13 protein-coding genes are annotated in these 15,355 nt (G+C 70.6%); 8 read left to right on the top strand and 5 right to left on the bottom strand.

Annotation, left to right across the window (positions count from 1 at the left end; genetic code table 11):
• Positions 1-94: 94 nt before the first annotated feature.
• From AB0M73_RS44060 to AB0M73_RS44050, 3 genes are all read right to left on the bottom strand, one after another.
• Complete coding sequence (locus AB0M73_RS44060) at positions 95-964, bottom strand: PaaX family transcriptional regulator C-terminal domain-containing protein (protein WP_363905062.1); 870 nt, start codon at positions 962-964, stop codon at positions 95-97.
• Between the two features lie 203 nt (positions 965-1,167).
• On the bottom strand, positions 1,168-2,229 hold the full coding sequence (locus tag AB0M73_RS44055) for a DNA alkylation repair protein (protein WP_363905060.1): 1,062 nt from the start codon (positions 2,227-2,229) through the stop codon (positions 1,168-1,170).
• A gap of 4 nt (positions 2,230-2,233) precedes the next feature.
• Positions 2,234-3,370 (bottom strand): aminotransferase class V-fold PLP-dependent enzyme, encoded by a 1,137-nt coding sequence (locus tag AB0M73_RS44050; protein ID WP_363905057.1) that lies wholly within the window; start codon positions 3,368-3,370, stop codon positions 2,234-2,236.
• 88 nt (positions 3,371-3,458) lie between these two features.
• Between AB0M73_RS44050 and AB0M73_RS44045 the strand changes: the two genes are divergently transcribed.
• Positions 3,459-3,986 (top strand): PadR family transcriptional regulator, encoded by a 528-nt coding sequence (locus AB0M73_RS44045; protein WP_363905054.1) that lies wholly within the window; start codon positions 3,459-3,461, stop codon positions 3,984-3,986.
• Between the two features lie 102 nt (positions 3,987-4,088).
• Positions 4,089-7,973: a bifunctional nitrate reductase/sulfite reductase flavoprotein subunit alpha gene (locus AB0M73_RS44040; protein ID WP_363905052.1), complete on the top strand. Its 3,885-nt coding sequence runs from the start codon at positions 4,089-4,091 to the stop codon at positions 7,971-7,973.
• Positions 7,974-7,980: 7 nt separating this feature from the next.
• On the opposite strand, the gene AB0M73_RS44035 is transcribed toward AB0M73_RS44040, so the two are convergent.
• Positions 7,981-8,616 (bottom strand): helix-turn-helix domain-containing protein, encoded by a 636-nt coding sequence (locus AB0M73_RS44035; RefSeq protein ID WP_363905050.1) that lies wholly within the window; start codon positions 8,614-8,616, stop codon positions 7,981-7,983.
• A 53-nt stretch (positions 8,617-8,669) separates the two neighbouring features.
• Here AB0M73_RS44035 and AB0M73_RS44030 point away from each other — a divergent pair, with 53 nt between their 5' ends.
• The 6 genes from AB0M73_RS44030 (at position 8,670) to AB0M73_RS44005 (ending at position 13,400) form a co-directional block, all read left to right on the top strand.
• Complete coding sequence (locus AB0M73_RS44030; protein WP_363905047.1) at positions 8,670-9,191, top strand: ester cyclase; 522 nt, start codon at positions 8,670-8,672, stop codon at positions 9,189-9,191.
• Between the two features lie 82 nt (positions 9,192-9,273).
• Positions 9,274-9,849: a TetR/AcrR family transcriptional regulator gene (locus tag AB0M73_RS44025; RefSeq protein WP_363905044.1), complete on the top strand. Its 576-nt coding sequence runs from the start codon at positions 9,274-9,276 to the stop codon at positions 9,847-9,849.
• Positions 9,846-11,249 carry an amidase gene (locus tag AB0M73_RS44020; protein ID WP_363905041.1) on the top strand — a complete coding sequence of 468 codons (1,404 nt, stop codon included), beginning with the start codon at positions 9,846-9,848 and terminating at the stop codon, positions 11,247-11,249. The genes AB0M73_RS44025 and AB0M73_RS44020 overlap by 4 nt, the downstream gene beginning before the upstream one ends.
• Before the next feature lie 13 nt (positions 11,250-11,262).
• The gene (locus AB0M73_RS44015) at positions 11,263-12,141 is read left to right on the top strand and encodes an alpha/beta hydrolase (protein ID WP_363905038.1); all 879 of its coding nucleotides are present in this window, start codon (positions 11,263-11,265) and stop codon (positions 12,139-12,141) included.
• Positions 12,138-12,662 carry an MFS transporter gene (locus AB0M73_RS44010; protein ID WP_363905035.1) on the top strand — a complete coding sequence of 175 codons (525 nt, stop codon included), beginning with the start codon at positions 12,138-12,140 and terminating at the stop codon, positions 12,660-12,662. The genes AB0M73_RS44015 and AB0M73_RS44010 overlap by 4 nt, the downstream gene beginning before the upstream one ends.
• 36 nt (positions 12,663-12,698) lie before the next feature.
• Entirely contained in the window at positions 12,699-13,400 is a 702-nt protein-coding gene (locus AB0M73_RS44005; protein ID WP_363905033.1) for an MFS transporter, read from the top strand.
• Between the two features lie 141 nt (positions 13,401-13,541).
• Here AB0M73_RS44005 and AB0M73_RS44000 read toward each other — a convergent pair whose 3' ends face one another.
• Positions 13,542-14,933, bottom strand: a complete 1,392-nt coding sequence (locus AB0M73_RS44000; RefSeq protein WP_363905029.1) for a DUF4041 domain-containing protein — start codon at positions 14,931-14,933, stop codon at positions 13,542-13,544.
• Between the last annotated feature and the right edge of the window lie 422 nt (positions 14,934-15,355).

Below are 15,355 nucleotides of genomic sequence, written 5' to 3'. Positions count from 1 at the left end.
GGAAGGACGCCTTACCCTCGTTGAACGCAGGGAAGGACGCCTTACCTGCATGCGGCCATGCAGGTAAGGCGTCCTTCCCTGCATGAGGGCGGGGTCAGGACTGCTGGGCGATCAGCTGCCGCCAGCCGCGCTGGGCCGGCTCCCGCCAGGCGGCGTGGTTGTCGCTGAACAACTGGGTGGCCCGCGAGCCGCTCCACTTGGCCGGCAACAGCTCGCCGGGCAGTTGCGGGTCGAGGAACGGGAAGCGCCGCCACTCGTGGACCATGCGGGTCTGCGCCAGCAGGGCGTGCTCCGGGGAGCGCGAGTCGAGGCCGCTGAACTGGTCGATGAAGCTCTCGTACTTCTCGGCCACCTCCTGCAGGTCCCACGCGGCGGCGACCATGCGCTGCACGTCGCCCAGGGCGCCGTAGGTGGCGATGAACGACATGACCTCGCTGGTCAGGGCCAGGTCCTCCAGAATGGACTTGGCCTCGACCTCGGCGCCGACGTGCGGCGAGACCCAGACACCGGGCTCGGGCGAGCCGAAACCGGCCCAGCTCAGCCGGGTCCGCAACCGGTGCCGCAGCTCGCGCTTGGTCTCGGGCACCGACACCATGACCACCAGCCAGCGGCCGTCCCACTGCTGGTTTCCGCTGCCGAAGCCGTATATGCGCTCGGCGCCCTCCACCAGCAGGCGGCGGCCGGGCGGGGTGAGGGCCCAGCGGACGCGGCGGCCGACGCGCTCGGAGCTGAGCCAGCCCTCGGCGGCGACGCGGGCCAGCGCCTGGCGCGCCGACTTCTCCTCGATCTCGAAGCGCCCGAGCACGTCGACGATCGTCTGTGTCCAGACCGGTTCTCCTTGCGGCAGCACGTACTCTCCGAGCACCGTGGTCAGCAGCGAGCGCGCGCTGGCGTCGCTGACCTCCCGGCGTCGGGTGACCGTCGGGCGGGCGCCGCGGCCCGACCCGGTTGCACCAGAACCCATCTGAACCGTCCTCAGTGACCGCCGTGAATGCTCTACTCTGCCACGCATCGGCCGGGGACCGCGAACCTCGGGTCACCTGACCGTCGTAGTCGGGCCGTCGCACGGCGGCCGATCGCCCACGGGCGTTGCTCCCACCGGGTGACGCCGGGGGTGGCTGTTGGGGCGATTATCTACAGGACAGTGGCGTCACACCACCCCTCTGTCTAGGCCTGGGGTCGCAACGAGAACGAGGTTCGCCCGAACGTGCGGCCGTTGACCTGAAGTTCCACCGCGTGCTCGCCCGCGTGGTAGACGCGGGTGGTGATCGGCCGGAACGAGTGGCGACGGGAAATTGTCACGGATTCGCCGGCGGCCAGCGTGCGGGTGGTCAGCTTGAACACCTTCGGGGTGAGCGTGCCGTTGGCCTTGCGGTGGTGCACCACGTAGTCCACGGCCAGCCGCACGTCCTCGTCGCCTTCGTTCGTCAGGGTGAATTCGAACGGGAGTTCCTCGCCCACGCGAACGTTTGCACGGCCGAGCACGGGCCCGGTGACGGTCAGCGCGGCCGGCGGCGGAAAGCCCAGCAGCGCCAACGCGCCCGGGTCGGCCGCCTTGACCAGCGTTCGCAGCGCGTGCCGCACCAGCGCCGTTGTCTCCGTTGTCAGCCAACGGGTTGCGACCGCGACGGCCAGCGCCGGGTCGGACCGGCTGATGTCGTTGAGGTGGTTGGCCACCGACCGCCGCACGTACTCCGACGGATCGCGGTGCAGCGCGTCGAGGATCGGGACCGTCGACTGTGGATCGTCGATGATCGCCGGAACCCGCTTGGCCCAGGGCAGCCGCGGCCGGGTGCCCTCGCTGGCCAGCCGTCGCACGTGCTCGTCGGGGCTGGCGGTCCAGCGCAGTGCCGTCGCCAGCGTGCGGTCGAGGTCGGCCGCGAGGAAGGTCCGCAGCGCGAACTCCCCGGTCAGCCGGGACGTCAGGTCGGCGACCAGCTGGAGCCCCGCGTCGAAGGCGTCCGGCACGGCCCGGACCGCCACCGCCTCGGTGACGGGCCAGATCATCCAGCCCGTGAACCGCGGGTCCTTCATCGCCTTGCGGATCGCCCGTTCGAACGAGGGGTACTTGGCCGGCAGGTCCGCGAGCAGCGCGTCCCGCACCAGCCGGCCCCGCTCGCTGAAGGCCGCGCCGTCCAGGTCGACGGCGGCGACCGTCGGCGCCTTGCCGAGGATCTCGGCCAGCGTGCGCACCGCCGCCACGCTGAGCATTTCCTCGGCGGTGGGCATGCGCTCAACTGTATCGGGCGGTCAGCAGCTCCCGGATCTGCGGGATCCACGCCGTCTCGAAGTCGACGTGCGGGCTGAGCCGCAGCGTCGGCCGCACGAGGTCCATCGGCGCTCGCACGACCGCCGACACAGTGGTGACCATCTTGCGGGCGACCAGGTCGGCCCGCAGCCGCGGCAGGTCGATCTCCTCGTCCGGCAGCAGGGCCACGATCGAGCCGGGGGCGTCCACGTCGTCGACGAGGGACCAGCCGGGCAGGTCAGCCAGCCCGGCCCGCAGGGTGCGGCCGATCGCGGCCAGGCGTTCGCGGATCAACGCCGGGCCGACGTCGACGTACTGGCGGAGCGCGGTGGCCAGCCCGACTCGGCCGGCGACGTAGGCCTCGCGGCTCTCCAGGTTGCGCACCGGCCGTCCGCCCAGGTTGAGCGCCGGGGCGCGGGGGATGAGCCGCTGCTGCCACGGCTCGCGGACGGCCACGTAGCCGACGCCGCGCGGTCCGCACAGGTACTTGCGGCCGGTGCCGTAGACGGCGGCCGCGCCGGCCGGGATTTCGATGTGCGCCAACGCTTGCGCGGTGTCGATCACCACCGGCACCTCGGCGGCGTCGCAGAGCGCGATGATCTCCGCCGACGGCTGCGCCAGCGCCCGGTGCGCGGTGAAGCCGGTCAGGTGCACCATGTTCGGCCGCTCGGTGCGCAGCCTTCGGTGCAGGGCATCGAGGTCGATGTGGCCGCGGTCGTCCACGTCCAGGATCTTCATGTCGAGGCCGCGGTCGGCGAACGCCGCCAGGTTGGCGCCCCACTCGCTCGGCGCGATCCAGACCTCGTCGCCGGCTTGGCACGGCCACGCCGCCAGCAGCTGCGCCCCGGCCGCGGAGGAGCTGTCCAGCAGCGCCACCTCGTCCGTGTCGAAGCCGAGCAACTCGCCGAGCAGTCGCCGGGCGGTGATGGTCGTCGCCTCCGCCTCGGCCTCGGCGACGTAACCGCCGAGCTGCGCCTCCAGCTCCAGGTGCTCGGTGATCGCGGCCCGGGTGGCGACGCTGGTCCGCCCGCACGCCGCCGTGTCGAGGTGCAGCATCGGCGTTGCCGTCCGCAGCGCCGTCCACGCCGCCCGCACCGACTCGTGCGGCAGTCCCGTCGTCATGTCTCGCATCCTGCCTGTATGTCAGTGTTGACATGTTGAGTGTGGAACATACTCCTGCAACATGTCAACCCTGGAGTATGATGGCGGCATGAGCCTGCGCCACGCCGCCCTCGGGCTGCTCACCATGGGTCCCGCCAGCGGGTACGACCTGCTGCAGACCTTCCACGGCTCGCTGGCCAACGTGTGGCCGGCGACGCAGAGCCAGCTGTACGGCGAGCTGGGCAAGCTGGCCGACGCCGGCCTGGTGACCGTGACCGAGGAGGGCGCCCGCCGGCGCAAGGAGTACGCGCTCACCGAGGCCGGGCTGGCCGAGCTCCGGCACTGGATGACCGACGTCGAGCCGTCGGTCATCCGGCGCAGCGACCTGCTGCTGCGGGTGTTCTTCCTCGGCGTGATCGACTACGACCAGGGCCTCGACTTCCTGCGCAAGCGCGAGGAGGCCGCCGTCGAGTACGAAACCGGCCTGCGGGCCACCGAGGAGGCCATCGCCCCCGAGACCGCCGACCTCGCCGTCTACGGGCGGATCGCGCTGGAGTGGGGGCTACGGTTCACCGAGATGCAGCGGGAGTGGGCCGTGTGGGCGCAGGAGGAGCTGACCAAGGCCAAGAAGGCGTAAAACGCTGCTCACGGCGGCCGAAACACGATTGTGCAGTAGATGTAACGGCCGCAGCGGGCGGTGCAATCGCCGCGCAACAGCCCGTTCCTAGTGTTTGCGCCCGTGCCCGATTCGACGGTCAGGACCGTGTGCTCGTACTGCGGCGTCGGCTGTGGCATCGTGCTCACGGTCCGCGACGGCAGTGTGGTGTCGGTCACCGGCGACAAGGAGCACCCGGCCAACTTCGGGCGGCTGTGCACCAAGGGCGCGACCAGCCACGAGATGCTCGCCGCGCCCGGCCGCCTCACCACGGCCCTGGTCCGCACGGACCGGGAAGCCCCGGCCGAACCGACCGATGTGGACCGGGCGATCACCCTCGCCGCCACCCGGCTGCGCGCCATCCTGGACGAGCAGGGGCCCGACGCGTTGTCCTTCTACGTCTCCGGGCAGCTCACCATGGAGGCGCAGTACCTGATCACCAAGCTGGCCAAGGGATTCGTCCGCACCAACCAGATCGAGTCCAACTCCCGGCTGTGCATGGCCAGCGCCGGCAGCGGCTACAAGCTGTCCCTCGGCGCGGACGGCCCGCCCGGGTCCTATCAGGACTTCGAGCACGCGGACGTGTTCCTGGTGATCGGCTCCAACATGGCCGACTGCCACCCGATCCTGTTCCTGCGGATGATGGAGCGGGTCAAGCGCGGGGCCAAGCTGATCGTCGTCGACCCCCGGCGCACGGCGACGGCGGCCAAGGCCGACCTGTTCCTCCAGATCACACCCGGGACGGATCTCGCGCTGCTCAACGGTTTTCTGCACCTTGTTCACGCCGATGGAGCTATTGACTCGGACTTCATCGCCGCGCACACCGAGGGCTGGGACGGGATGCCGGAGTTCCTGGCCGACTACCCGCCGGACGTGGTTGCCGGCATCACCGGAATTCCCGAGCACGACATCCGTACCGCGGCGAAGTGGATCGGCGCCGCCGGCAACTGGATGAGCTGCTGGACCATGGGCCTCAACCAGAGCACGCACGGCACGTGGAACACCAACGCCCTCTGCAACCTGCACCTGGCCACCGGCGCGATCTGCCGGCCCGGCAGCGGCCCGTTCTCGCTGACCGGGCAGCCGAACGCCATGGGCGGCCGGGAGATGGGCTACATGGGCCCGGGGCTGCCCGGCCAGCGTTCCGTCCTGTCCACAGAGGACCGGGCGTTCGTCGAGGAGCTGTGGGAGGTGCCGGCCGGCTCCATCCGCACCGACGTCGGCCGCGGCACCATCGAGATGTTCGAGCGCATGGCCGCCGGGGACATCAAGGCGTGCTGGATCATCTGCACCAATCCCGTCGCCTCCGTGGCCAACCGGCGCACGGTGATCGAGGGCCTTGAGGCCGCCGAGCTGGTGATCACGCAGGACGCCTTTGCCGACACCGAGACCAACGGCTACGCCGACATCGTGCTGCCCGGGGCGATCTGGTCGGAGACCGAAGGCGTGATGGTCAACTCCGAGCGGAACGTCACCCTCGCGCCGCAGGCCGTCGCGCCGGCCGGGCAGGCCGTGCCCGACTGGCAGCTCATCGCCCGCGTGGCCGTCGAGATGGGCTTCCCGTTCCACTACGACAACGCCGAGCAGATCTTCGAGGAGATCCGCCGCGCCAGCAATCCCTTCACCGGCTACGACTTGAGCGGCATCACCTACTCCCGGCTGCGTTCGGGCCCCGTCCAGTGGCCCAGCGCCCCCGACGGCCCCGCCCGCAATCCCGTTCGTTACGTTGCCTCTGACGGACCGGTTTTTCCCACTGCCACTGGCAAGGCGTCGTTCTTCGCGCGACCGCACATGCCGCCGGCCGAGCTCCCGGACGACGAGTTTCCGTTCACCCTGAACACCGGTCGGGTGCAGCACCACTGGCACACCCTCACCAAGACCGGCAAGGTCGCCAAGCTGACGAAGCTCAACCCCGGCCCGTTCGTGGAGATCCACCCCGTTGACGCTCTGGCCATGTCCGTCGTGGACGGTGATCAGGTCGAGATCGCCTCCCGCCGTGGGCGTGCCGTGCTTCCAGCAGTGGTCACCGATCGCGTCCGGCCCGGGTGCTGCTTCGCGCCGTTCCACTGGAACGACTTGTTCGGCGAGTACCTCAGCGTGAACGCCGTGACCAACGACGCCGTCGACCCCATCTCGTTCCAGCCGGAGTTCAAGGTGTGCGCGGTGTCTCTGGCCAAGGTGGCGGTCTCCGAACCGATTGCCCTTGTTGAACAGCCCGTTTCGGTGGCCGCGATGCTCGGCGTCGACGACGTGCCGATGCCTGACTTCACTGCCGCCGAGCGGCAGTACCTGGCCGGCTTCGCCTCCGGGGTGACGGCCGGCGGCGTCGGTGTGCCGGTGTTACCGCCGCACGCCCCGATCGAGCCGACCCGTGCGGCCTGGGTCGACGGCCTGCTGGCCGGCATGTTCTCGCGCGGCGGTGCGGCGGCGGAACCCTTACCGGGCAAGGAGATCGCCGTACTCTGGGCGTCGCAGACCGGCAACGCCGAGCAGTTCGCCGCCGAGGCGGCGCGGCGGCTGGCCGAGAGCGGCTGGCGGCCGGTGGTGGTGAGCATGGCCGAGGCGTCCACCGACACCCTGCGGGCCGGCAATCCGGTGCTGATGATCACCAGCACCTTCGGCGACGGCGATGCCCCGGACAACGGCGTCACCTTCTGGGATCATCTGTCCACACAGGACACGCTGGCTGGGCTCCGGTACGCCGTGCTGGCGTTCGGCGACTCCAACTACGACAACTTCTGCGGCCACGGCAAGCGGATCGATGAACGGCTGCGGGATCTGGGCGCCACGCATCTCGTGCCGAGGACCGACTGCGAGCCCGACTACCAGTCGACCGCTCGGCGTTGGCTCGACCAGGTGATCGTCGCGTTGAACGCGTCCCCGGCCCGGCACCGTGAGGTCGAGCTGGTCGGCAATCGGCTGCTCAGCCTGCCCGGCGCCGGCAAGGAGGTGCGCGAGTTCACCTTTGACGCCGGCGACCTCGCGTACGAGACCGGCGACGCCCTCAGCGTGTTGCCGGTGAACAGCCCCGCCTTGGTCGATGAGTGGCTCGGCATCACCGGTCTCGACGGCTCCGGCGTGATTTCCCTCGACGGCGCCGACTTCTCGCTCGGCGAGGCCCTCTCCGAGGAGCTGGAGATCGCGCGGATCACGCCTTCGCTGCTGCATTTCGTCGCCGAGCACAACGGCGACCGCGAGCTGCGGCACCTGCTCCGTCCGGACAACAAGGGCGAGCTGGCCAAGTGGACGTGGGGCCGGCAGGCCGTCGATGTGTTGCGGGACTACCCCGTTCGGGCCGACGCCCAGGCCTGGGCCGAGGTGCTCAAGCGTCTACAGCCCCGGCAGTACTCCATCTCGTCCAGCCCGCTGGTCAGCCCGTCCCGCATCCGCCTCACCGTTTCCGTTGTCCGGTACGGAACTCACGGCGGTGTCTGCTCCACGTTCCTCGCCGACCGTGCCACCGGCACGCCCGTCCGGGCCTCCATCCAGCGTTCGCCCCACTTTCGCCCGCCCGGCGACCCCTCCGTCCCCATGATCATGATCGGCCCCGGCACCGGCGTCGCCCCTTTCCTCGGCTTCCTGGAGGAGCGCGCCGCCCTCGGCGCCGGCGGCCCCAACTGGCTCTTCTTCGGCGAGCAGCGCCGTGCCACCGACTTCTACTACCGTGACGAGCTCTCCCGGTTCCACTCCGACGGTCTGCTCTCCCGCCTCGACCTCGCCTTCTCCCGCGACCAGCGGGCCAAGGTCTATGTGCAGGACCGCATGCGCGAGCACGGCGCCCACCTCTGGCGTTGGCTCAGCGACGGCGCCCACGTCTACGTCTGCGGCGACGCCACCCGCATGGCCAAGGACGTCGACCGCACCCTCCGCGAGATCGTCGCCAACCACGGCGGCATGACCGCCGACAAGGCCACCGCCTACCTCAAGCAGCTGGCCACCGACCGTCGCTACGTGCGCGACGTGTACTGAAGGGCCGTCAGGCGATCGCGTCGGTGATCGCCGCGACGAGCCATCGCGTGTAGCCGTCGAGTGTCCAGTTCCGTTGCAGGACAAGCCGTTCGTAGTGGTCGATCGCGAGGTAGTTCCACAGGACGTCGCGCACCTCGTCCACGTCGAGCCCCTCGCGCAGCTGCGCGGTGCCGGCCAGGTGGTGGGCCAGCGCGGTCATGCCGGCCAGTCCCTCGTCGGCCAGCGCGGCCCACACCGGTTCGAGCGACGCGTCGACGTGCCGGCCGTCGCGGATGAGGATCTGCACCTTCGCCGAGCGCGCCTGCCGACCGGCGAGGCCTTCGGCGAACAGGCGGATCTTCGTGCGCAGGTCGGGCTCGGCGAACACGGCGGCGGCGTCCGGCCGCTCCGCGACGGCCACGGGCTCGTCGTCGCCCGCGATCACCACATCGAACACCGCCTTGGCCAGCTCGGCCTTGCTGCCGAAGGTCTTGTAGATGCCCTCGACGGAGATGTCCGCGCGGGCGGCGATCGCGGCCAGGGTCGTCGCGCGGAAGCCGTCCTGTTCGAAGAGATCGCGCGCGGCCAGCACCACGGCGAGCCGTCGGAGGCGGGCCTGCTCACGGCGCCGCGACCCGTCGTAGCGCCTCTTGACTTCCGTCATCCTCGCATCCACACTTTCAGTGTAATTAGGTTGTACCGAATTGAGGGGTCGCCATGCACGGAGCACGATTCTCCCTCACCGCCAATGATCTGGTGGTCCACAGCATCCACGCCATGGCCGCGGGGGAGCGGGCGGAGTTCGAAGAGATGTACGCCCCGGACGCGCTCGACCGGGAGAACGTCGTCCAGCCGCGGGCCTCGCGCGTGCCGGGTCCGGCCGGCTTCTGGGCTACCGCGCAGTGGCTGCGCACGGCCTTCGCGGACCTGCGCTACGACATCCACCACGTCATGTCGGACGGCGACCTGGTGACGGTCAACTCGACCATGCTCGGCCGGCATGTCTCGGCCATCGCGTTCCACACGCCCGACGGCGCGATCGACGCGGTTTTCCCGCCGACCGGCCGGCCGTTCGCCATGGCGCAAGCGCACTGGTTCCGTGTTCGGGACGGCCTCATCGCCGAGCACTGGGCCGTCCGAGACGACCTCGGCACCGCGAAGCAGCTCGGCTGGCTGCCGCCGACCCCGGCCTATCTCGTCAAGATGGCGTGGGCCAAGCGGCTGGCCGCGCGGGCCTGACCCGCCGTCGGGATCGGCGCTTGCGCGCGGGATCGGGACGACCTAGCCTATTTCGCTACAATCTGTAGCGTTAGGAGGCGACGTGCCTGGGCGTCCCCGAGATCCCGACCTGGAACGGCGGCTGCTGGCCGCGGCCTGGTCGCTCCTGCAGAGCCGGGGCTACGACGCCCTGACGCTGACCAAGGTCGCCGCGGAGGCTGACGCGCACCGCACCGACGTCTACCGGCGCTGGTCGAGCAAGGCGCAGCTGGTCGTCGACGTGCTGGCCGAGCACCTGCCGCCGGTCTCGGACAGAGACACCGGAACGCTGCTCGGCGACCTCAGGGCGGTCGTGCACGACCTGGCCGCATCCTGGTCCTCGTCCTGGGTGGACGGGTTGATGGGGTTGACCGCCGACCTGCACCACGATCCGGACGCGGAGCTCGCCTTCCGGACCATGGCCGTGGGCCGCGGCGAGCCGTTGCGCAACGCCATCGTCCGGGCGACGGAACGGGGCGAGATCGGTTCGCCGCCCGATCTTTCCCTCATCGGCGACCTGGTCGAGGGCCCGATGATGCACCGCCGGATGCTGGGCCGGCAGCCGCTGACGCCGGACTACCTGAACTCCCTCGCCGACCTGGCCCACGGGGTGCTGACCGGGACCGCGGTGGTGCTGTGAGCGGTGATCTGCATGAGCTGACCGCCGCCGCCCAGCTCGATGCCCTGCGCGTCGGCGACGTCAGTTCCCGTGAGCTGACTGAGCACTACCTGGACCGCATCGACCGACTCGACGGCGCGCTCGGCGCTTTCGCCACCGTCACGCCGCAGCTCGCCCTCGCCGAGGCCGCTCGCGCCGACCGGCGCATTGCCCGAGGCGAGTGTTCACCGCTGCTCGGACTTCCCTTGGGCATCAAGGATCTGTACCAGACGGCCGGGGTACGCACGACGTTCGGCTGCGCCGCGTTGGCGGGCTTCACCCCGACGGCCGACGCCTGGACCGCGGGGCTGTTGCGGCGGGCCGGCGCGGTGCTGATCGGCAAGACCAACACCGCGGAGTTCGGCGCCACCTGCTACACCGACAACCTGGTGACCGGGCGGCCGACCGTCACGCCGTACGACCTGACGCGCTACGCCAGCGGATCCAGCGGCGGTGCTGCCGCTGCCGTCGCAGCCGGACTGCTGCCCCTGGCGCACGCCGGTGACGGGGCCGGATCGACCCGTACGCCGGCGGCGACCTGTCATCTCGTCGGCGTGAAGCCCAGTCGAGGATTAGTGACGTCGTTGTCCAACACCACCATCGAGGGTCCCATCGCCAGAACCGTTGAGGACGCGGCGCTGCTGATGGACGTGATGGCGCAGCCCGCGCCCGGCGACCTGGACGGCTGGCGGCCGGACGGCTCTTTCCTCGACGCGATCAGGCAACCATCGAAGCCGCTTCGTATCGCCATGTGGACGGAGACGGGCCTGGACGGCGTCGAACCGCATCCCGAGGCGATCCGCGCGGTCGAGCGGACGGCGACGTTGGCGCGGGAGCTGGGACACGAGGTGCGGGAGGTGACGATCCCGGCCGGTTACGACGATCCGGTGCGGCTGGCACTGCGCACCCTGTTCGCGGCGTCGGTGAACGCGGTGGTGTCGTCGCTGGTTCCGCCCGACCGGCTGTTGCCCTACACGCGGTGGCTGCACGCCGAAGGGGAAGCGCTTTCCGGGCGTGACCTCTTTGCGGCGCAGGGAGTGCTGGCCCGGTACGCCAGCGCTTTCCTGGAGGCTCTCGACCGGTTCGACGTCGCCCTGACCCCGGTGACGAGCGGGCCGCCGGTGCCGCCCGGACACTTCCAGGCCGACGGGGTGGCGGCGATCGCCGACCGGATGCTGGCCTGGTCGGCCTATACCCCGTGGGCGAACCTGACCGGCCAGCCCGCCGTCGCCCTTCCGTCGCATGTGGACGTTGAGGGCCTCCCGTGCGGCGTGCAGATCGTCGGCCGCCGTCGGGGCGACGGGCTGCTGTTGGCCCTGGCCGCGCAGCTCGAACACGCGGGTCTGTGGCCGGACGTCCATCCGCCCTGCTGGAACCAGTGAGAGGCCGCGCCGAATGACAAGTCTGGACCCCGGTCGGGGGCTGACCGAGAAGTTCGTCGTGTTGCCGGACGGGCGGCGGCTGCGCGCCGTCGCGGCCGGCGAGGGTGAGGGGCCGCTGGTCGTGTTCGAGGCCGGTATGAGCGCGCCGGCCGCGTCGTGGGTGCACACCCAGCGCGAGGTCGGCGCGCACACCCGGACCTTGTCCTACGACCGGGCCGGCTACGGCGGCAGCGATCCGGATCGGCGGGACCGGACGCTCGAACGGATCACCGACGACCTCACGGGCCTGCTCGACGGCCTCGGCGAGACCGGGCCGGTCGTGCTGGTCGGGCACAGCTGGGGTGGGCCCGTCATCCGGCTGTTCGCCGAACGCCACCCGGGGCGGGTCGCCGGCCTGGTCTTCGTCGACGCGACCGTCGCCGAGATCATGAGCGACCGTGCCGCAAGGACCGCTTCCCGCGCGTTCGCCGTGTTGGCGCTGCTCGCCCGTATCGGTAGCGGCAGGCTGCTGATGAAAGTCATTGCTCCCAACGTTTCCCCGGTCATAGCTCCGTCCGATATGGACATTCTGACGCGGGACTATGCCTGCGCTCGGGCGATGCGGGTGGGACGCCAGGAGGCGGCGCAGATCATGACGGCGCTGCCGACGATGCGGCGGCTCCAGGCCGCCGGGACCCCGGACGTGCCCACGATCTGCCTGCAGGCCGGGCGGATCGAACGCGGGATGTCGACCGCGCGCCCGCTGTTCAACCAGGTCGCCGCCGAGCTCATGGCCGCCGCGCCGCGCGCGCGGGTCGTCGTCGTGCCGGACACGGGACACCTTGTCCCACAAGAGAATCCCGCCGCAGTGCGCGACGCCGTGCTCGAAATCGTTAAGGCCGTGTCACCATGACGACCCACCGGTTGCGAACCGCCCAGGGGCGCCTCATCGCCGGCCTGGTCGGCACGAACGCCGCCGCCTACCTCGGCGCCGCCGTGCCGCTGAACCTGCTGCTGGTCACCCACCTCACCGCGATCGCCGGCGCCGACGCGACGTCCGAATTCAGTCTGGTGGCCGGCATCGGCGGCCTGGCCGGGCTGCTCGCCAACCCGCTCGGCGGACGGATCAGCGACCGCACGACGGCCCGGTTCGGCCGCCGCCGCACCTGGATCCTCGTCGGAGGCCTCGGTGCGGCCCTGCTGCTGATGGTCATGGGTTGGACCACCGCCGTGTGGCAGGTCGTGCTGGGCTGGGCGGTCATCATGGTCCTGATCGGAGTCCAGCAGGCCGCCAACGCCGCGTTGGCCGCCGACCAGGTGGCCCCGGAGCGTCGAGGGACGGCGTCGGGGGTCGTGGCCTTCGTTGCCCTGGCCGGGCCGGTGCTCGGGTTCGCCCTGGTCAGTGCCGTGCCGGCCGTCCCGTGGCTGCAATGAGCCGTGGTCGCGGCGTTGACTGCGGGCGGTGTGCTCATGACGCTGTTGCTCGTCCGCGATCCCCAGCACCGGCCGCTGGTCGGCGAACCCCGGCTGAGCGCGGCGATCGTGCTGCGGTCGTACTGGGTCAACCCGCGCCGGCACCCGGCGTTCGCCTGGGCCTGGGCCGTGCGCTTCATGATCACCGCCGCCTGGGCGTGCAACAGCTACCTGGCTTTCCTGTTCACGCAGCGCTTTGCCGTCACGGCTGACGCGGTGCCGGGCCTGATCTTCCTGCTGACGCTGGTCGGCATCGCCTGCGTCGCCGTCACCGCTTGGCTGACCGGCTGGCTGTCCGACCGGATCCGACGGCAGAAGCCGTTCGTGCTCGTCGGTGGTCTCGTGCTCGCCACCGGCCTGATCGTGGTGGCCCTCGCGCCCGGCATCCCCGCCGTGTTCGTCGGGGCCGCCGTCATGTCGCTCGGCTACGGCGCCTTCCTGGCCACCGATTTCGCGCTGTGCCTACGCATGCTGCCCGACCCGGAATCGGCCGGCAAGGACTTCGCCGTGCTCAACATCGCCAGCATCCTGCCGGTCGCCGTCGTGCCGTTCGCCGCGCCGGCCCTGCTCGCGGCCGGCGGCTTCACCATCCTGTTCGCCGGCCTCGCCGTGTTCGCCGCCGCCGGCGCGGTGAGCATCCTCCGCGTCCCCGACATCGGCCAGGAGGGCCAGCCGCGCTTCGCCGCGATGACCCGTTGACGCCCCCGGTGGTGACCTTGAACGTCGTGTTCTCCCCGTGTGCGAGCCGCTTGCGCTCAATAGGACAACACGCCGCACTGTGACACGCCGTGTTCCCGTCACGCCACCGGAATCGGCCCGACCTGCCCGATGGCGCAGCGGCTACGCGACGGCGGCGGAGTCGCGCTCGGTCTCGGAAATGCGTTGGCTCGAACGCCATTCCTCAGCCTCGGCCTCCTCGACGTAGTCGACGAGGTTGTCCTGAAGACCCATGGCGCGAAGAACGTCCAACACCTCGGCCGGCGTGACGTGGAAGAACTCGCGCCGGAGGTTCACGCGGTTGACGCGTTGGCCGGCAAGGTGTTGGTGCAGGCGGGTTTCCAGGCTCACCGCGTCGGCGTCGAAGATGAGGGCGTGCACGTCGAACTTGAACGGAACCGACGCGTCACCGAGTTCACGCACCCGTTCGGTGGGGTCGAGGCGCCTGGTCAGCCCGATCTTCACCACGTCGGGCCCGAACGAGCCGACGTTGGAGATCACGTAGACCCATCCCGTGCGGATATTGGCCTCCCGCTCCTCCACTGCCTTGATCGAGTCGTCGATCTCGGCCAGCTTGGCCTCCGCCTCGGCGATCTTGGCCGCGTCGCCCGCGTCGGCCCACTTCATCATGGCGGTCCGCCAGTGCGACTGCTCCTTGGCCAGCCGGGCCTTCGCCTTCTCGAACTCGCGCTGGGCCTGCGCCTCGTCCCGCTGACGCTCGCGCTCCGCGCGGACGCGTTCCTTCTCCTGCTCGACCTTGGCCAGGTAGTCCGCGGTGAGCTCCAGCTCCTCCAGCCGGAGCCGGTGGTAGCTGGCGGAGATGTTGATGTGCATGGTCTTGCCGAGTCGCGAGATGATGTCCCGGGCCTTGGTCAGCCGGTCCTTCGACGACTCGAGTCGGTGCGGGCGCATCGATCGGACGCAGTTGTCGGCCTCGGTGTTGTACGCGCGCAGCATCAGCTTCGAGAAGTCGCGGACCATGCGCTGGCCTTCGACGGCCGAGTTGTTGACCGTCCAGTTCGTTGTCGCCGTGATCGCGTGGTTGTTCTTGGCCGACACCTTGATGGCGTCCTTGAGTCGCTCCAGCGCGCCCTTGTAGGCGACGGAGTCCGCCAGGCGGTGCCGGTACTCGTAGATCCCGGCCTCCTGGAGCAGGGCGAGTTCCTGCGTCTCGACGATCTGCGCCCGAATCCCTTGCAGCTCCGTCTGCGCCGACCCGATCCGCTGCCGCACGTCGGTCAACGCCTTCGTCGCGTCGGCCTGCTGCTGCGCATTCACCGCGTCCTGCGCCTCCGCGTCGGACACGATCTGCGCCAGCAGCCGCCGGGCGTCCGCGATGTCGTTCTCCACGGCGATCGCGTCCTTGCCGCGCAGCTCGTCGTATCGGGCCGATGCCTCGGCCAGCTGGCCGCCCTGGTCTTGGAGCTGATCCTTGACCCGCCGCAGCTCGGCTTCCACCTGCTGGAGCCGCTTGCGGGCCCCGAACAGTCCCACCCGCTTGTCGTCGCCATGCACGGGCGGAGCGGCGGCGGGGATCGGTGCTGCGGCATGGACCGGCGCGGCGAGGGGCGGTGCCGCTGCATGGGCCGGCGTTGGGGCGGGGATCAGCTGCGGTGCGGGGGCCGGTGCAAAGGTGGGGACGGGTGCAGGCATGGGGACTGGTGCCGGGGCGGTGACGGGCACCCACAGTTGCCAGTTCTCGGGGGGCTTCGGCCAGTCGGCCGGCGGCTGCCAGCCGTGGGGCGGCACCCACCCCTCGGGCGCCGGCGGCCAGCTCGGCGGCGGATTGAACCGATGCGTCATAGCTTGTCCCTCCCGACCACAACCACGGGAGGTGCTTCGCCGCACGACCCGCTTCCGTTACAGCGCGTGAGCACGTCGAACGCGGTGACCTGCGCCGACAGTGGTCAGCGCGGTGTGGGTACGACCTGGTCCTC

The organism is Kutzneria sp. NPDC051319, from assembly GCF_040682195.1.
Lineage (GTDB): Bacteria > Actinomycetota > Actinomycetes > Mycobacteriales > Pseudonocardiaceae > Kutzneria.
Note: the sequence above shows the minus strand (reverse complement) of the source record. Positions and strands in the feature narration are given on the sequence as shown.